The following is a 16,477-nucleotide window of genomic DNA, read 5'->3' as shown; positions in this document are numbered from 1 at the left end:
AGAGCAGGCGTTGCGAAACTACAACCTCGGCTCGCCGCTGACAGGATCGACCTTGATCTCCACCTTGGCCTTGTCGGATGTGTAGTAGGTCACGTCGTAATAGCCTTCGCTCTCCCAATCGATCTCGGAGATGTAGTGGAACTGGTCGCGCTGCTCGATCTTGGCGATGATCTCGGACAGCTTGAGCGAATTCTGCGGCGGCACCGCCGGTTCCTTGGTCTGCGCCTGCGCGGGCACCGCACCCAGCAGCACAGCAAGTGCGAGTCCCGAAATCATCCTGGTCATGGCAGCTCCTTGCACGGTCCCTTGGAGAACGAGCGGCTCGCGATTTCGGTTCCATCGCAGTCGCGCAAGGAAGACCCGACCCAACCGCGTCAGAAGTCGCTGGTCAGGCCCTTGATTTCCCAGTCGCCATAGCGCCCGGGCTCCTTGCCGCCACGGCCGCCGATCTCGCGCGGCAGCTTGGCTTCTTCGGCCTTGTAGGCCTCGCGGCGCGCTTCCGCTTCGGCGAGCGCACGCTTGGCCGCAGGCGAAAGCTGCCTTGGCGCAGGCGTTTCCAGATCGGTCTGCGGCTTGGCGTCGTCCATGGGATTCCTCGGAAATGATTGAAACGCACCCTCGTCTCTCCCATCATATAGCGAAGCGTACAGCCGTGATCGACCCTGGCGCGCGCGGAAAAGGACGGAGTGACCGATGAACATGATGCGGACGGCGATGCTTCTGGCGACCATGACGGCGCTGTTCATGGGCGTCGGCTATCTGATCGGCGGCTCCGGCGGCATGACCATCGCCTTCCTGATCGCGGCAGGCATGAACCTGTTCAGCTACTGGAACTCCGACAAGATGGTCCTGCGCATGAACAATGCCATCGAGGTCGACGAGCGCAACGCACCTGAATATTACGCCATCGTGCGCGGCCTTGCCGCCAATGCCGGCCTGCCGATGCCGAGGGTCTATCTGATCGACAGCCCGCAGCCCAACGCATTCGCCACCGGCCGGAATCCCGAAAATGCCGCCGTCGCCGCTTCCACCGGCCTGTTGCAGCGCCTCAGCCATGAGGAAGTCGCCGCCGTGATGGCCCACGAACTCGCCCATATCGAAAACCGCGACACGCTGATCATGACTGTCACCGCGACCCTTGCCGGCGCGATCTCGATGCTCGGCAACTTCGCCTTCTTCTTCGGTGGCAACCGCGACAACAACAATCCGCTCGGCTTCGTCGGCGTGCTGGTGGCGATGATCGTGGCGCCTTTTGCCGCCATGCTGGTGCAGATGGCAATCAGCCGTACGCGTGAATATTCGGCTGACAGGCGCGGCGCCGAAATCTGCGGCAATCCACTCTGGCTCGCCTCGGCCCTTGACAAGATCGCCCGCAACGTCGAACGCATCCACAACCCCGAAGCCGAGCGCAATCCTGCCATGGCTCCCCTCTTCATTATCAATCCTCTATCCGGCGAGCGCATGGACAATCTTTTCTCGACCCACCCCAACACCGAAAACCGCATCGCCGCCCTGCAGGCGATGGCGAACGAGGGTGTCGGTCGTCCAGCCCAGCGTACGGCACCCCAGCCGACGGCGCAGTCCTCGGCACCTTCCGGCCAGCAGGGTCCGTGGGGCGGTCGCCCTGCCGAGCAGGCGGTGCCCGAACAGCCACGTCCGTCCGGCCCCTGGGGCCGCAATCCGACCGGGCCGAAAGGCCCGAGGTCGTGAGCGGCGGTCAGCGCGACGACAAGCGAAACCGCGCACGCTCAGGCAATGCCAAGGGCAGTCGCCCGTCCACCGTTCCCGATGTCCCCGGCATCGTTGCGCGCATGGCGGCCGCCCGCCTGCTTGCCGCGACGATCGACGCCAGGACCCCACTCGACGGCCTGACCGATCACGAACACGGCCACCCGCAGTTCCGCGCGCTCGACATGCGTGACCGCGGGTTGGTCCGCGCCATCCTGGCCACCGCGCTTCGTCATCGAGTCACCATCGCCAAATTGCTGGCGCGCCGGCTGGAAAAGCCGTTGCCGGCCAACGCGACTGTTCTCACCCATATCCTTCATGTCGCGGCGGCCCAGATTCTGTTCCTCGACATTCCCGACAGCGCCGCCGTCGACCTTGCCGTCACCCACGCCAAGGCCGACCCGCGCACCGTGCGCTTCTCCGGCCTGGTCAATGGCGTGCTGCGCACCCTGGCGCGTGCCAAGGACGCCGAACTGCCCGAAATGCTGGCAACGACAAGTGACGCGCCGGACTGGTTCGTCGAGCGCTTGACGGCGGCCTACGGCCCCGAACAGGCAAAGCTGATCCTCGCCGCGCATCGCATCGAGGCGCCGGTCGATTTCACCGCCAAGGCGGATCCAGCCAAATGGGCGGAACAACTGGGCGGCACCGTGCTGCCCACCGGAACGATCCGCATCGAACGCCTCTCCGGCCCCGTCGCCGAACTCCCGGGCTTCGCCGAAGGCGCCTGGTGGGTCCAGGACGCCGCTGCCGCATTGCCGGCAAAGTTGTTCGGCGACGTCACCGGCCAGCGCGTCGCCGACCTCTGCGCTGCCCCCGGCGGCAAGACGGCACAGCTCGTGCTCACCGGCGCCAGGGTCACGGCGGTCGAAGCCTCGAAGAACCGCCTCGCCCGTCTTGCCGGCAATCTCGAGCGCCTTGGCCTCGACGCCGACAAGGTCAATGCCGACATTCACACTTACGAGCCGGCCGAACTGTTCGATGCCGTCCTGCTCGACGCGCCCTGCTCGTCCACCGGCACGGTGCGCCGCCATCCCGACGTGTTGTGGACCAAGTCGCCTGCCGACATCACCAAGCTCGCCGGCGTCCAGCGCGCTTTGCTCGACCGCGCCGTCAAGCTGGTGAGACCTGGCGGCAGGATTGTCTTTTCCAACTGCTCGCTTGATCCCGAGGAAGGCGAAGCGCTCGTTGCCGGCTTCCTCGCCGATCACAAGGCCAAGGTCGAACTCGACCCGATTCGGACAGGCGAGGTCGCAGGCATCGACGATTTCGTCACCGCCACCGGCTTTTTGCGCACCACGCCCGCTGGCCTCGACATCGGCAATCCCGCCATCTCCGGCCTGGATGGCTTCTTTGCAGCAAGGTTCCGACGCATCGCCTGATCAACACGGCGTTTACGAAAAATTCACCCTCGCGCCCGCCATTGAAACAACCTAATTTGTGTGACGACGTGGGGTTGCGTCAGGAGGGGTATTGTCGATCGCGGCGGACAACACGACGCGTCTTTGGGCTCTCGTTGCCAAGGAGTTCTGGCGTAAGACGCGCCGGCGCCTGCGCGCCGGGCCGGCCTACAGCTGGCGCTACTCCGGGCGCACGCCCGAACGCGTACTTATCGCGCCGCCGGATCTGCGCCTGGCCGATCCCCAGATCGCGCTCGAAATCTACTATGGCCGCTTTCCGCTGTCGGGCCATCTTGTCGAGACAGGCGGCCAGTCGCCCTTCCTGATCGACGTGCCCAATCGCGGCTGGCAGCGCAGCCTGCATGGCTTCCGCTGGCTGCGCCACATGCGCGCCGCCGGCACCGAGCTGGCCGCCGCCAACGCCCGCGCCCTGGTGTCAGACTGGATCGCGCTGCATGGCACCCGGATTTCCGGCATCGCCTGGGAACCGGCAACCACCGCCAAGCGCGTCATCGCCTGGCTGCAGCACTCCTCGGTCGTGCTGCAGGGCGCCGAGTTCGCCTTCTACCGGTCTTTCCTGCGTTCGCTGGCAATGCAGATCCGTTACCTCCGGTCGATGTCACCCGACATGCCCGACGGCAAGGACAGGCTCCGCGCCCGTGTTGCGCTCGCCTTCGCCGCATTGTCGCTGCCGGCGCCTGTCTCGGCGCTGCGCTCGGCCACGCGTTACCTCGCCGAGGAGCTCGACCGCCAGATCCTGCCCGACGGCGGGCACATCTCGCGCAACCCGATGGCGGTTCTCGAAATCCTCGCCGACCTTTTGCCGCTGCGCCACACCTACGCCAACCAGGCCGAGCAGCCGCCGCTGGCGCTGATCAATGCCGTCGAGCGCATGCTGCCGGCACTGCGCTTCTTCCGCCACCAGGACGGCAGCCTCGCCCGCTTCAACGGCATGGGCGCCACCATCCATGACCGCATCGTGGCGATCCTGCGCCATGACGACACCGCCGGCTCGCCGCCGCTGCACGCCACCCATTCCGGCTACGAGCGCCTCGCCATGGGCGGCACGACTGTGATTGCCGACACCGGCACGGCACCGCCGATCGACGTGTCGAACCAGGCCCATGCCGGTTGCCTTGCCTTCGAGATGTCGTCGGGCCGCCAGCACTACATCGTCAATGCCGGCATCGACACTTATGGCGCAGCCGATCTCAGGCCGCTGGCGCGCGCCACCGCGGCTCACTCCACCGTCACCATCAACGACACCTCGTCGGCCAGCTTCGCCCATTCGCAACGCGTCAGCGGCGTGCTCGGCAGCCCGCTTTTTGGCGGACCGAAATCGGTGCCGACCCAGCGCTTGGACAAACCCGGCATCCATGGCTTCGTCGCCCGACATGACGGCTACGCCCAGCGCTTCGGCCTCCATCACGAGCGCGAGTTGAGCCTGTCGGCCGGCGGCAGCATCCTGTCAGGCTGCGACCGCATCCTTCGTGCAGGCAAGACGCCCATCAAGAATGATGGCCGCGATCTCGTCACCATCCGCTTCCACGTCCATCCCGACGTCCAACTGTTCCGTGACCAGAAGGAGCGACTGGTGTTGACGGGGCCTGACATCGACACCTGGGTCTTCACCTCGCCTGATGTTGGGTCCGAGGTCGAGGAATCGATCTACTTCGCCGGTCTCGGCGGTCCCCGCCGCTCGCGCCAGATCGTGCTGTCGTTCAAGGCCTCCGACATCTCCGAGGTGCATTGGCAGTTCTCGCGCACGCGCATCATCAGCCGCCTCGACGGCTAGAGCCGTCCAGGATTGCGGAGGCACCTTGAGCGCCTGATCGGCATCACCTCGGGAAATAGGCCGCATGCGCGGCTGCGCGCCTTGATTTCCGAGCCTCATGTGCTAGGCCGCCCGCAAGCAAAGTTTCCGCTCCCAACTTTGAAGGGCCCGCCACCCATGGCCGTCGTCTCCAAGAAGATCCCCGCACCCGACCTCGTGCCGATCCGGCGCGCTTTGCTGTCGGTTTCCGACAAGACCGGGCTGATCGAATTCGCCAAGTGCCTGACCAATGTCGGTGTCGAGCTGGTCTCCACCGGCGGTACCGCCAAGAGTATTTCGGCCGAAGGCATCGCCGTCCGCGACGTTTCCGAGCTCACCAAGTTCCCCGAGATCATGGACGGCCGCGTCAAGACGCTGCATCCCTCGGTGCATGGCGCATTGCTCGGCGTCCGCGACGACCCCGCGCATGTCGCTGCCATGGCCGAGCACGGCATCGAGCCGATCGACCTCGTGGTGGTCAATCTTTACCCCTTCGAAGAGGTCCGCGATTCCGGCGCTCACTACGCCTCGATCGTCGAGAACATCGACATTGGCGGCCCGGCCATGGTCCGCGCCTCGGCCAAGAACCACGCTTATGTCGCCATTGTCACCGACCCGGCCGACTACAAGGACGTGCTCGATTCGATCGTCGCCAACAATGGCTGCCTGACCTACGAGTTCCGCAAGAAGCTGGCGGCCAAGGCCTTTGCCCGCACGGCAGCCTATGACGCGGCGATCTCCGGCTGGTTCGCCGAGGCGCTCGAGATCGAGACGCCCGACTGGCGCGCTTTCGGCGGCAAGCTGCAGAGCGTCATGCGCTATGGCGAGAACCCGCATCAGTCGGCCGGCTTCTACCTGACCGGCGACAAGCGTCCCGGCGTCGCCACCGCGACCCAGCTCCAGGGCAAGCAACTGTCCTACAACAACATCAACGATACCGACGCCGCCTTCGAGCTGGCCGGCGAGTTCGACCCCGTCCGCACCGCCGCCGTCGCCATCATCAAGCACGCCAATCCGTGCGGTGTCGCCGAGGGCGCAACGCTGAGCGAGGCCTATGCCCGGGCGCTCGCCTGTGACCCCGTCTCGGCTTTCGGCGGCATCGTTGCGCTCAACCGCATTCTCGATGCCGAGGCGGCCGAGGAGATCGTCAAGATCTTCACCGAAGTCATCATTGCACCGCACGCTACGCCTGAGGCCCAGGCCATCGTCGCTGCCAAGAAGAACCTGCGTCTGCTGGTGACAGGCGGCCTGCCCGATCCGGACCGCGCCGGGCTTTCGGTCAAGTCGGTCGCCGGCGGCCTGCTTGTCCAATCGCGCGACAACGCCGTCGTCGATACGCTCGACCTCAATGTCGTGACCAGGCGCCAACCGACCCAGCGCGAGATCGAAGACCTGAAATTCGCCTTCCGTGTTGCCAAGCACGTCAAGTCGAACGCCATCGTCTACGCAAAGGATCTTGCCACGGTGGGTATCGGCGCCGGCCAGATGAGCCGGGTCGATTCATCGCGCATCGCCGCCCGCAAGGCGCTGGATGCCGCGGAAGCCGCCGGCCTCGCCGAACCGCTGACCAAGGGGTCGGTGGTTGCCTCCGATGCCTTCTTCCCCTTCGCCGACGGCCTGCTGTCTGCCGTCGAGGCGGGCGCCACCGCTGTCATCCAGCCGGGCGGCTCGATGCGCGACGACGACGTCATCGCCGCGGCAGATGCCCATGGTATCGCCATGATCTTCACCGGCGTGAGACACTTCAGGCACTGAGGGGCAGATACCTTCTCCTGTTGCGGGAGAAGGTAGTGAGCGGAGCAAAGCCGGACGAGGGGTTCTGGACGGAGTGAGGTGTTGCCAGAAAAGCGGCGAACGCCGAAACCTTGAGACGCACCGCCTCGTCCAGCACCGCTATCCGTCGTCTTCGGTGACAGCTTCTCCCACAGGGGGAAGATAATATCCGCTATTTCACCTCGTCAGCCGGATAGGGCGTGCGCAACAACACTGCCAGCCCGACGACGAAGAATATGATGATCATCGCCATGCCAAGGCGTGGCGAGCCGCTCAGGGCGGTGACTGTCGCGACCACGAACGGCGCGACGAAGCTGGTCGCCCGGCCCGACAGCGCATACAGACCGAAATAGCGCCCTGCCTCATCGGCCGAGACACTGCGCGCCATATAGGAGCGCGACGACGCCTGCACCGGGCCGAAGGCAATGCCGACCAGCAGGCCGAAGGCAATGTAGGCCTTCTCGGCGGGCGTGCCGAACAGCCCGTTGGTATCGGCACCAGGCATCTGCCACAGGCCGAACAGCGTGTAGCCCGGTCCGGTGGAGACGATGCCGATGGTGGCGATCGTCAGCAGCACCAGCGAAAACACCACCACGACCTTGGAACCGAAGCTGGTGTCGAGACGGCTGGCAACCAGGCAGCCAAAGATGGCGACGACATTGAGAATGATGCCGTAGATTCCGATTTCAGTGATTGTCCAACCGAACATCGCAGCCGCGAACGCGCCACCAAGACCGAGCAAGGCGTTGACGCCGTCCTGGTAAATCATGCGGGCGACGAGGAAACGGAAGATGCCGGTGCGCTGGCGCACCTCGCCGATCGTCGACTTGAGCTCGGAAAGCCCCAGCCGCACGGCCGGCCGGATGGCGATGCCCTTGCCGCTGTCGGGTGTAAAGAAAAACATCGGCAGGATGAAGACGAGGTACCACAATGCTGAAATCGGGCCTGTGGCGCGAGCATCCTCGCCTGCCACCGGGTCCAGCCCGAACAGCGGGGCCGCACCGATGATGGTCTTGCCGCTCTCGGGCGATGCAGCCAGGAAACCGACGACGAAGATCAGCACGATCATGCCGCCGAGATAACCAAGGCCCCAGGCAATGTTGGAAATCTTGCCGATCTCCTCCTTCGAGACAAGGCGAGGCATCATCGAATCGTTGAAGACGATCGAGAACTCCGCCGCCACCGAAGCGAGCGAAAACAGCAGAACGATCGGCACCAGCGGCGATCCGGGCTCGGCATACCAGAGCAGGCACAGGCTGATGATCTTGATCGCGGCAAAGAATGCGATCCATGGCTTGCGCGGGCCGGTCTGGTCGGCGATCGAGCCAAGCACCGGCGACAGGATGGCGATGACGAAACCGGCTGCAGCAATGCCGTAACCCCAGGCTGCCTGGCCCATGGCCGGATCGGTCGCCATGCGCGAGACGAAATAGGGACCGAAGATGAAGGTGGTGACCACGGTGAAGAACGGCTGCGCCGCCCAGTCGAAGAACATCCATCCCCAGACGCCACGCCGAGGCGTGCGTTGAACCACCATCGTGTCAGCCATCATCCCTCCGCGCGCGCCGCATCAGCGCGTTGTCTGGAGCTATAGCGTAGTTCGCTTGCGTGGTCCTTGAGGAAAATGCCTGCCACGGTTGCCGTGGCAGGCGCCGTTGCAAGGGCTCAGCGTCCCGACAGGTCGCTCATCAGCCCGGCCGCCACCGTCAGGCGCGACACGGTGATGTCGCCACCCTCCGTCAGGGCCTGCAGCCTGTCGCGGGTACGGTTGGTCCTGTCGCCGCCGGCGTCGAGCCATGCAGCGACCGGATCGGCAGCGGTGCCGAAACCGGTCAATGCCGCAACCGCGATGCCGCGTCGCGCCGCACCGATGGTGTCGGATGCGCGCGACAGCGCCAGCCCCTCATAATAGTCGGAGGTGGCGATCGCATGCGTTGCATCCTCGATCCGCGGAATGCGGAACGCCTCGCTGACGCCGAAAAACGCCTTCGCCGCTGCCAGGATGTCCGCCTTGGCGGTCTTGGCCACCAGGGCGATGTCCGGCACCAGTTCGCCTGCCTCGAGCAGCGACAGCCGCTCGGCCAGTTTCTCCGGCGCACCGGCGGCGGCAAAGCCGGCCTTGCGGTTTTCGATGCGCTCGCGGGTGAAGGCAGGCAGCATGCCGGAGAACTTCGGCTCCAGTGCTGCGCGTGCTTCCTGCAGCTCGGCGATGCGGCTCGCCAGCGACGCATCGCTGTGCTCATTGCGCAGATACCAGCCGCTGGTGCCGAAGATCAGCCGGCTCACCGCCTGGTACAGGTCGAGCTGCAGCGTGCCGTCGACGACATTGTCGAGCGCGTCGATCTCGCGATAGAGCGCCGGCAGGGCAAAGCCATCGCGCACGACGGCAAAAGCCCGCACCACATCGGCCGCCGAACGGCCGCTGGCCTCCTGCAGCCGGTTGACGAAGGATGGCCCACCACGATTGACGAGATCGTTGGCGACGACCCGCGCGATGATCTCGCGGCGCAGCCGGTGACCACCGATCTCGGCGGCATATTTCTTGGCCATGCGCTCGGGGAAGTAGCCGAGCAGATCGCGTTCGAAATGGGCTTCGTCGGGCACGTCGCTGGCGACGATGTCGGAGAACAGCACGATCTTGGCATAGGCGAGCAGCACGCCGAGCTCGGCCCGGGTCAGCGGCTCGCCACGCGTCTGGCGTTCGGCCAAAGCAGGCGGCCATGGAAGGTTCTCGACGGCCCGGTCGAGCAGTCCGCGCGCCTCGAGCGCGCTCATGAAACGGCCCTGATGCGCGATGTCCTGAATACCGCGCTTGGCCGCAACCGACAGCGCCAGCGTCTGCTCGTAGTTGTTGGCCAGCACCAGCCCGGCAACCTCCTCGGTCATTTCGGCGAGGAACTTGTTGCGTGCCGGCCGCTGCAGCGTGCCCTTGCGCATCGCCGAAGCCAGCGCGATCTTGATGTTGACCTCGACGTCGGATGAATTGACGCCGCCCGAGTTGTCGATGGCGTCCGAGTTGCAGCGTCCGCCCTTGAGGCCGAACTCGATGCGCGCCCGTTGGGTTGCACCGAGATTGGCGCCCTCGCCGATCACCTTGACCCTGAGGTCGGTGGCGGTGACGCGGATCGCGTCATTGGCGCGGTCGCCGACTTCCTGGTTGGTTTCGCCGGTCGCGCGGACATAGGTGCCGATGCCGCCGAACCACAACAGGTCGACTTGTGCGCGCAGGATGGCGTTCATGATCTCGGTCGGCGATGCCGTCGTCTTGGCGAGCCCGATCGCCGTCGCCGCCGCCTGCGGCAGCGTCACCGACTTCTGGGCCCGCGAAACGATCACGCCGCCTGCCGACAGTTTCGACTTGTCATAGTCCTGCCAGCTCGAACGCGGCAGGTCGAACATCCGCTTGCGCTCGGCAAAGGACGCGGCCATGTCGGGCGTGGGATCGATGAAGATGTCGCGGTGGTCGAAGGCGGCGATCAGCCTCGTCTGCTCGGACAACAGCATGCCGTTGCCGAAGACGTCGCCGGACATGTCGCCAACGCCGACGACGGTGAACGGCGTCGTCTGGATGTCGCGGTTCATCTCGCGGAAGTGCCGCTTGACCGCTTCCCAGGCGCCGCGCGCGGTGATGCCCATCTTCTTGTGGTCGTAGCCGGCCGAGCCGCCCGAGGCGAAGGCGTCGTCGAGCCAGAAGCCGTGCTTCTCGCTGATGCCGTTGGCCGTGTCGGAGAAGGTCGCCGTGCCCTTGTCGGCGGCAACGACGAAGTAGGGATCGTCGATATCGCGGCGGACAACGCCCGCCGGCGGCACCACCTTGTCGCCGTCGAGATTGTCGGTGATCGACAGCAGGCTGGAGACGAAATTGACGTAAGCAGCCTTGCCGGCCTCGAACACCGCGTCGCGGCTGCCGCCCGCGGGCAGGCGCTTGGGGAAGAAGCCGCCCTTGGCGCCGACAGGCACGATGACGGCATTCTTGACCTGCTGCGCCTTGACCAGGCCAAGCACCTCGGTGCGATAGTCCTGGGCACGGTCAGACCAGCGCAGGCCGCCGCGCGCCACCGCGCCGAAGCGCAGGTGCAGCCCCTCGACCTCCGAACCATAAACGAAGATCTCGCGCCACGGCCGCGGCTCTGGCAGGCCTTCGACGCTGCGCGAGTCGAGCTTGATCGCCAGCGATTGGCCACGTTCCTTCTTACCCGCCACGAAATGGTTGGTCCTGAGCGACGCCTCGATCAGGTTGACGTAGCGCCGGATAATGGTGTCGTCGTCAATGTTGGGGACCGCCTCGAGCGCGTCCTTGATCTTGGCCTTAAGGTGCTTGGCGGTGACCAGGCCGTCCTGTTCCTGTGCCGGATCGAGCCGGGCGAGGAAAAGCGCGTGCAGGCCGCGCGCGATATCGGGATAGCGGTTCAGCGCTGCCGCGATGAAATCCTGGCTCTGCGGGATACCTGCCTGCTGCAGGTAGCGGCCATAGGCGCGCAGGATCAGGATCTCGTTGGAGCCGAGACCTGCCGTCTGCGCCAGGGCGTTGTAGCCGTCATTGTCGGCATCGCCCTTCCAGACCGACAGGAACACCTCCTCGAACAGCAGACCGTCGTCGGCCAGGTCGATCGGCTGGCCATAGGCGTTCTCCAGCTCCATGTCATGGATGAAGATCTGATCCTCGCCCTTCTCGCCCAGTTCGAAGGTGCGCTCGCTGATGACACGGAAGCCCATGTTCTCGAGCAATGGCACTCGCCGCGACAACGCCACCGGTGCGCCATGGTGGTAGATTTTCAGCGAGGCCTGCGCGGGCGCCTGGCCGGTGTCGCGATAGCAGTCGATGACGATCGGGTTGGATGCGCCGATCGAGGCGATGCGCTCGGCATCGACAAGGGCTGCCGCCGGCGAGAAGCTGTTCTGGTAGTCCTGCGGGAAGTGGCTGGCGAGCTTCACGAACGATGCGGATGAGCCCGCCTCGGCGGATGCATCGCGCAAGCCATCCTCCCAGGTCCGCACCATGTCGCGGATCGCCGCCTCGATGGCCGATTGCTCGACCTTGGGCGTCTTGCCGCCGGAGCGGCCGATGATGAAATGGACACGCGCCAGCCCGCCTTCGGGGAATGCCGGGTAATAGGCCGACAGCCGCCCTTCGAAGACCGTCCTGAGATAGGCGCCGATCTTCTCGCGCACCACCGAATCGTAGCGGTCACGCGGCACGAAGACGAGGATCGAGACAAAGCGGTCGAACTGGTCGACCCGCACCAGCGCACGCACGCGCGGCCGCTCGATCAGGCCGAGGATCGCCTCGGAATGCTTGCGCAGCGTCGGCACAGCGACCTGGAACAACTCGTCGCGCGGATAGGATTCAAGCACGTTGATCAGCGCCTTGCCGGAATGGTCGGCAGGGTCGAAACCCGACTTCTGCACCACGGTTTCGGCCTTGGAGCGCAGATAGGGGATCTTCATCACCGAGCGCGTGTAGGCGGTCGAGGTGAAAAGGCCGACGATCCGCAGTTCGCCCGACAGCTGGCCCTTGGCGTCGTAGGTCTTGATACCGATGTAGTCGAGATAGGCACGGCGGTGCACTGCCGACTTGGCATTGGCCTTGGTGACGATCAGCGGGTCCGGGCCATGCAGGAAGGCGCGGATTTCGGGCGTCGTCGACGTCACGTCGATGGTGTCGCGACGCAGCACCAGAACGTCGGGATCGGCGAGGATGCCGAGGCCCGGCTTGTCGGAGCGTTCCAGCGTGCCGCTCTTTTCGCCGCCCGAATATTTGAACTCGCGCATGCCGAGGAAGGTGAAATTGTCGTCGCGCAGCCATTCGAGGAAGGCGATTGCTTCGGTCACCGCATTCTTGTCGAGCGGGATCGGCGCATAGCGGAATTCGGAAATCGCCTGGTCGAGCCTGGCCAGCATCGGCTTCCAGTCGGTGACAGCGGCGCGCACCTGTCCAAGCAGCTTCTTCAGCCGCTCGCGCAACGCTTCGGCGGCACCCTTGCCGAGCGGCGGGATGTGGACGTGAATGACGCTGACCTTGTCGGCCGCCTCCTCGCCCTTGTGGCCGCCATCGCTCAGAATCTCGTCGACGCCGGTGCGGCCATGGCGGACGTGGATGACCGGGTGCGTGACAAGCACCGGCTCGCCGGCGGCTTCGGTGATCTCGCCGAGCACCGAATCGAACAGGAACGGCATGTTGTCGTTGACGACCGTGACAACGGCGACCGGCCGGTCATGACGGACGACGCTGCCGTCGGTCTCGATGTCGATGACCGACGAACCCTTGCGGTGCTTGAGCACGGCCTGCTCGGCGAGCTGTGCTGCGCGCTCCAGCATGCCCGGCTCATAATCGGCCACATCCTCGGCCGGCGCTCGGGCGAGCAGCAATTCGTGCAGTTGGGGAGGTCTGTTGGAGGATTTGGAGGCGGATGCAGTCTTGGCGGATTTCGCCTTAGACTTCACAGATGCGGCCATGACGCTAGTTTCTCCCGTCCCGTCACATGCTTTTGCGACTATCGTAGCAGATGGCCTGCCTTTAGCGACAAAGGTTTGACGGAAGGTAGGCAAAAACGCCTATCGGGCAGGCAGAAATTGCCTGCAAAATAGGCTGACGCAGCGTCCCCAAGGCTCACTGCGTACCCGGCCTGACAAAACTTTGGCCTTTTCACCTCGCGGCAATCGCCGCGGCCGCACCCGCCATGGTCGTGGCGCTCACCCGATTCGCAATCTGCATCGCCCGCTTGCTCCGCAAAAGCTTGCGCGCCTGTGCTGCTGCGAACACCCAGGCGAGGTCGATGGCGATCAACACCGCCGCCATCGTCAGCGTCAGTTCCAGCCAGCCGACGACGCTCACCGAAGCCAGGTCGATGATCGTCGGCAACAGCGCCAGATAGAACATCATGATCTTGGGATTGCCGAGCGTCACGGCCATGCCGGCAGCGAAAAGCTTGAGCGGAGAATCCTGGCTCGGCATCTCGCCTTCGCGCGTGTCGACGGGGGCCGTCCACATTTTCCAGGCAAGGTAGACGAGATAGGCGACGCCAGCCCATTTCACCACAACGAAGGCCATGTGAAAGGACTGCGCCACGAAGGCGAGGCCAAACACCGCCAGCGAAAGCCAGATCGCCTCGCCGATCCACATCGCCGCCAGGAACGGCAACACGTCACGAAAGCCCTTCGATATGACCCGTGCCACCAGTGCTGCAATGGAAGGCCCGGGCGAACCGGCGGCAACAAGCAGAGCACCGGCAAAGATCAGAAGCGAAGTCGGTTCCATCGTCATCCCCGAATGGCTGGTCGCGGAACCTTACGGCATGCGCCGCAACTTGCAACCGCCAGACGAACCAGGCGCCTATGCCATCAACTTTGCGAGATCGGACAGGAAAGCAGGTTGTCCAGGACAGCCTACAGGCAAATGAATAGCTCGCGCGCCGGCACGATGTCGGGTGGCCGGCACCTCGGCACGCCACGGAGGAGATGTCATGGCCAAGTTTCTCTTCGTCTATCACGGCGGCGCCATGCCGCAATCGGAGGAAGAAGGCGCCAAGGTGATGAAGTCCTGGATGGACTGGTTTGCCTCGCTGGGCGCTGCCGTCGTCGATGGCGGCAATCCGGTCGGCAAGTCGCAGACGGTTGCCGCCAACGGCGCTGTTACCAATGACGGCGGCGCCAATCCGGTCAGCGGCTATTCGGTGTTCGACGCCAAGGACCCCGCCGACGCCGCGCGCATTGCCAAGGGCTGCCCTATCCTCCACGCCGGTGGTTCGGTGGAAGTCGCACCCATAATCGAGATGTAGTCGGGGTCGCACCCACGCCCCAAAGCAAAAAGGGCGCCTCCAATGGAGACGCCCTTTTGATTTGTGCCGCGTGGCTTATGCCGCGCCGGCGGTCTTCGACGACTTCTCGAAGCGCTTGCGCTCGTTCGGGTCGAGATAGAGCTTGCGCAGGCGGATGGTCTTCGGCGTCACTTCGACCAGCTCGTCGTCCTGGATCCAGGCGAGCGCGCGCTCCAGCGTCATGCGGATCGGCGGCGTCAGGCGCACTGCTTCATCCTTGCCGGCGGCGCGGATGTTGGTCAGCTTCTTGCCCTTCAGCACGTTGACCTCGAGGTCGTTGTCGCGGCTGTGGATACCGATGATCATGCCCTGGTAGACCTTCACGCCGGCGTCGATGACCATCGGGCCGCGGTCTTCCAGGTTCCACATGGCGAATGCAACCGACTCACCCTGATCATTGGAGATCAGAACGCCGTTGGTGCGACCGGGCAGCTCGCCCTTGTAGCCCTGGTAGGAGTGGAACAGGCGGTTCATGACAGCCGTGCCACGCGTATCGGTGAGCAGTTCCGACTGGTAGCCGATCAGGCCGCGCGTCGGCGCATGGAACACCAGACGCTGGCGGTTGCCGCCTGAAGGACGCAGCTCGACCATCTCGGCCTTGCGCTCCGACATCTTCTGGACGACGACGCCGGCATGCTCTTCATCAACGTCGATGACGACTTCTTCGACGGGCTCGAGCAGGTCGCCGTTCTCGTCCTTCTGCATGACGACACGCGGACGCGACACGGCAAGCTCGAAGCCCTCGCGGCGCATCGTTTCGATCAGCACGGCCAGCTGCAATTCGCCACGGCCGGAGACGTAGAACGAATCCTTGTCGGCCGATTCCTCGATCTTGAGGGCGACGTTGCCTTCGGCTTCCTTGAGCAGACGGTCGCGGATGACGCGGCTGGTGACCTTGTCACCTTCGGTGCCGGCCAGCGGCGAGTCGTTGACGATGAAGGACATGGTGACGGTCGGCGGATCGATCGGCTGCGCATGCAGCGGCTCGGTCACAGCCGGGTCGCAGAAGGTGTCGGCGACGGTTCCCTTGGAAAGGCCGGCGATGGCAACGATGTCGCCTGCCTGCGCTTCTTCGATCGGCTGACGCTCGAGACCACGAAAGGCGAGGATCTTGGAGACGCGGCCGGTTTCCAGCAGCGAACCGTCATGGTGCAGCACCTTGACCGGCTGGTTGGACTTCAGCGTGCCGGATTCGATGCGGCCGGTGATGATGCGACCGAGGAACGGGTTCGCCTCGAGAATGGTGCCGATCATGCGGAACGGGCCGGGGTGAACCGTCGGTGCCGGTACGTGCTTGAGCACGAGGTCGAACAGCGGCGCCAGGCCCTGGTCCTTCGGGCCTTCCGGATTCTCGGAAACCCAGCCATCGCGGCCCGAACCGTAGAGGATCGGGAAGTCGAGCTGTTCGTCGGTGGCGTCGAGGGCTGCGAACAGGTCGAACACCTCGTTGATGACTTCCTGATGGCGGCCATCGGGGCGGTCGATCTTGTTGATGACGACGATCGGCTTGAGGCCGACCTTAAGCGCCTTGCCGACGACGAACTTGGTCTGCGGCATCGGGCCTTCGGCGGCGTCGACCAGCACGATCGCGCTGTCGACCATCGACAGGATGCGCTCGACCTCGCCGCCGAAATCGGCGTGGCCAGGGGTGTCGACGATGTTGATGCGGGTGTCCTTCCAGTCGACCGAAGTCGCCTTGGCCAGGATGGTGATGCCGCGTTCCTTTTCGAGATCGTTCGAATCCATCGCGCGCTCGGCGACGCGCTGGTTTTCACGGAACGAGCCGGATTGCTTGAGAAGCTGGTCGACGAGCGTGGTCTTGCCATGGTCGACGTGCGCGATGATCGCGATATTGCGGAGGTTCATATGTCTACTCGGGAGCGTTGCGGGCACTGCCTGTCGACGCGCCGCGTTTCGTGTGGCCGGGCTCATACAGCTTTTTTCGC

At 64.8% G+C, this 16,477-nt stretch carries 11 protein-coding genes; 5 read left to right on the top strand and 6 right to left on the bottom strand.

The window, feature by feature from the left end; all coding sequences use genetic code 11:
* Positions 1-18: 18 nt before the first annotated feature.
* Complete coding sequence (locus SLT36_RS05605; protein WP_432286248.1) at positions 19-285, bottom strand: PepSY domain-containing protein; 267 nt, start codon at positions 283-285, stop codon at positions 19-21.
* 89 nt (positions 286-374) lie between these two features.
* Entirely contained in the window at positions 375-587 is a 213-nt protein-coding gene (locus SLT36_RS05600; RefSeq protein ID WP_263005762.1) for a DUF1674 domain-containing protein, read from the bottom strand.
* A 106-nt stretch (positions 588-693) separates the two neighbouring features.
* On the opposite strand from SLT36_RS05600, the gene htpX reads away from it, so the two are divergent.
* From htpX to purH, 4 genes are all read left to right on the top strand, one after another.
* The gene (gene htpX / locus SLT36_RS05595) at positions 694-1,710 is read left to right on the top strand and encodes a zinc metalloprotease HtpX (RefSeq protein WP_432286247.1); all 1,017 of its coding nucleotides are present in this window, start codon (positions 694-696) and stop codon (positions 1,708-1,710) included.
* Positions 1,707-3,110 (top strand): RsmB/NOP family class I SAM-dependent RNA methyltransferase, encoded by a 1,404-nt coding sequence (locus SLT36_RS05590; RefSeq protein WP_432286246.1) that lies wholly within the window; start codon positions 1,707-1,709, stop codon positions 3,108-3,110. Before htpX ends, SLT36_RS05590 begins: the two co-directional genes overlap by 4 nt.
* A 91-nt stretch (positions 3,111-3,201) precedes the next feature.
* Entirely contained in the window at positions 3,202-4,923 is a 1,722-nt protein-coding gene (locus SLT36_RS05585) for a heparinase II/III family protein (RefSeq protein WP_432286245.1), read from the top strand.
* A 156-nt stretch (positions 4,924-5,079) separates the two neighbouring features.
* Positions 5,080-6,696 (top strand): bifunctional phosphoribosylaminoimidazolecarboxamide formyltransferase/IMP cyclohydrolase, encoded by a 1,617-nt coding sequence (purH, locus tag SLT36_RS05580; protein ID WP_432286244.1) that lies wholly within the window; start codon positions 5,080-5,082, stop codon positions 6,694-6,696.
* A gap of 190 nt (positions 6,697-6,886) precedes the next feature.
* Here purH and SLT36_RS05575 read toward each other — a convergent pair whose 3' ends face one another.
* From SLT36_RS05575 to SLT36_RS05565, 3 genes are all read right to left on the bottom strand, one after another.
* On the bottom strand, positions 6,887-8,263 hold the full coding sequence (locus SLT36_RS05575) for an MFS transporter (protein ID WP_376769282.1): 1,377 nt from the start codon (positions 8,261-8,263) through the stop codon (positions 6,887-6,889).
* Positions 8,264-8,379: 116 nt separating this feature from the next.
* Positions 8,380-13,170: an NAD-glutamate dehydrogenase gene (locus SLT36_RS05570; RefSeq protein WP_432286243.1), complete on the bottom strand. Its 4,791-nt coding sequence runs from the start codon at positions 13,168-13,170 to the stop codon at positions 8,380-8,382.
* A gap of 190 nt (positions 13,171-13,360) precedes the next feature.
* The gene (locus SLT36_RS05565; protein WP_067966014.1) at positions 13,361-13,972 is read right to left on the bottom strand and encodes a LysE family translocator; all 612 of its coding nucleotides are present in this window, start codon (positions 13,970-13,972) and stop codon (positions 13,361-13,363) included.
* 205 nt (positions 13,973-14,177) lie between these two features.
* Here SLT36_RS05565 and SLT36_RS05560 point away from each other — a divergent pair, with 205 nt between their 5' ends.
* Positions 14,178-14,492 carry a YciI family protein gene (locus tag SLT36_RS05560; protein WP_432286242.1) on the top strand — a complete coding sequence of 105 codons (315 nt, stop codon included), beginning with the start codon at positions 14,178-14,180 and terminating at the stop codon, positions 14,490-14,492.
* A 75-nt stretch (positions 14,493-14,567) separates the two neighbouring features.
* Here SLT36_RS05560 and typA read toward each other — a convergent pair whose 3' ends face one another.
* Positions 14,568-16,397, bottom strand: coding sequence for a translational GTPase TypA (gene typA, locus SLT36_RS05555; protein WP_067956499.1), 1,830 nt, complete (start codon positions 16,395-16,397; stop codon positions 14,568-14,570).
* Between the last annotated feature and the right edge of the window lie 80 nt (positions 16,398-16,477).

Source organism: Aminobacter sp. BA135 (assembly GCF_050859125.1).
Lineage (GTDB): Bacteria > Pseudomonadota > Alphaproteobacteria > Rhizobiales > Rhizobiaceae > Aminobacter > Aminobacter ciceronei.
This window is presented reverse-complemented; position numbering and strand designations above follow the sequence as displayed.